Annotated in this window: 2 protein-coding genes; both read right to left on the reverse strand. The window is 44.4% G+C overall.

All coding sequences use genetic code 11. The annotated features are described in order from the left end of the window. Nucleotides 1–326, reverse strand: a 326-nt coding sequence (locus R7M72_RS24775) for an ATP-binding cassette domain-containing protein (RefSeq protein WP_318056422.1), incomplete at its 3' end; no start/stop codon positions are given. A 348-nt stretch (nt 327–674) separates the two neighbouring features. After that, nucleotides 675–1,357: FAD-dependent oxidoreductase (locus R7M72_RS24780; protein WP_318056423.1), on the reverse strand; the 683-nt coding region annotated here is incomplete at its 5' end.

Raw genomic sequence — 1,357 nt, forward strand, 5'->3', positions numbered from 1 at the left:
TTAATAGGCGCTTCAATCAAGTTCTCCATTACCGTCATGTGTGGCCACAAGGTGTACTGCTGAAATACCATGCCCACTTTACGGCGAAGCGCTAAACCTTGCTTTTCTTTGATTTCAGCCGAGAAATCGAAGACGTCATTAGCGATGTTTAACTTGCCGTTATCCGCCCCTTCTAAAAGGTTTAGAACACGTAATAAAGAACTCTTCCCCGCGCCGCTTGGGCCCAGTAACACTAGCGTTTCACCGTTTTCACAATTGAAACTCACATCGTGAAGAACCTGTGTGTCACCGTAGGATTTATTGATTCCGCTTACCTGAATACTCATGCTGCAATACCGCATTAATTGTCACTTGGCATTCATCTTACCAACAAGGAGTTTTTATGCAATAAAAATGTATAAAAATTTAATTTGTTAACTTTTTGTATAAGAAACGAACAGCGAGATAGAGAATATGACTGGTTTGATGAGTGTGGTTTTTACAGAATTTGTTGATCAAAAAAGCCAGCTTACTTGCTGGCACTTATCTAACCTTGCATATATCGATAACCCCCAGAAAATTATGAAATAGTTCAGAATTGAATGCCGGACAAGAATACGTAGCTTTGACCGTGGCTACGTATTCTTGAGTTACCAAACAGATACAACATAACGAAGAACAGAATATCGAGTCACTCACTCTGGCTTGATGTTCTGATTCATTCTGAACAGATTGGTTGGGTCGTATTTCTTCTTGATTTGTTGTAAGCGCGCAAAGGTTGGGCCATAGGCAGACTCTGTACGTTCAGCTTCGTCTTGTGTAAGGAAGTTGATATACGCACCGCCACTGGCATACGGTTTGGTTTTGGCAAAAAAGTCTCTCGCCCACGCGATACAAGCTTGGTCATCTTCTGCGGAGTCCCATCTTCCGTGCACATTTAATACGTAATTAGCGTCACGGCTAGAATAAGCCATAGACTCGGGATCAGGTCTAGAGGCAGCGCAGCCAAGAGAGGCGATAAAAATCTCGCATTGAGGCGATGGCAACTTCCCTGCGTATTCTATCGCCGCATCAATGACACCTTCGCTTAGCGAGTTAAAGTTATGCGATTTCCAATAGTTACGTGCGCCCGGAGTAAGCAAGGGATCAAACGCTTGTTGCCATGCAGCAAATGGTTGTACGCCAACATGCTCACCATGTGCGTCACCAAAATCTCTGAGTGGAGCAATAAGCTTTTCACCCTCGGATGGGTCGCCTGCATAACATATCGCCAGTACGACAACCTCTTTACCGTGAACGCTTTCAGGTAAGAATGGGAGTGGCGGAGCTTTACGACTCACCATCCACACACTTAACTCTTCTGGCGCAGATTCGGTGA

Source organism: Vibrio sp. YT-18 (assembly GCF_033337345.1).
Lineage (GTDB): Bacteria > Pseudomonadota > Gammaproteobacteria > Enterobacterales > Vibrionaceae > Vibrio > Vibrio alginolyticus.